Below are 434 nucleotides of genomic sequence, written 5' to 3' on the forward strand. Positions count from 1 at the left end.
GCGCTGAAGTTCGTGCATTCGTTCAAGCTTGACCACCCGAGCTGGTCTCTTGTCGCCCTGCGGCTGCATCACCAGTTCGCCCAGCGGCAAGCCTCGTTCCGTGAGCCACCGGCGGGTCGCCTCCGCCAGACGGACTGGCCGTCCGGTGAGCCACACGATGTCGTGGTCGACAGCCAGCTTGTGTGCAAGCTCAGCACCCTCCGGTAACACGGGATCGTGCTCAGCCGCGTCGAAGAAGTCCGCCCATCTGGTCGGCGACGCGGAGTCGAGCAAGTGAAGCCGATGTCGGACATCAGCAACCGTCCCGTCGATGTCCATCACCGCGACTGGGCGCGTCACGCTGTCGCCACCAGCTTCTCGGCGAAGAGTGCATCCGCGTCGATGAGCTGCCGACGTCCGATGAACCGGCTTGTCACGAGCAGTCCTGCCTCGTG

General features: G+C 64.7%; 1 protein-coding gene. It reads right to left on the reverse strand.

What is annotated here, in order from left to right; all coding sequences use genetic code 11:
• Positions 1–318: phosphatase domain-containing protein (locus QSK25_RS45270; protein ID WP_502881964.1), on the reverse strand; the 318-nt coding region annotated here is incomplete at its 3' end.
• Between the last annotated feature and the right edge of the window lie 116 nt (positions 319–434).

The sequence above is a fragment of the Lentzea sp. NBRC 102530 genome, assembly GCF_030269365.1.
Classification (GTDB): domain Bacteria; phylum Actinomycetota; class Actinomycetes; order Mycobacteriales; family Pseudonocardiaceae; genus Lentzea.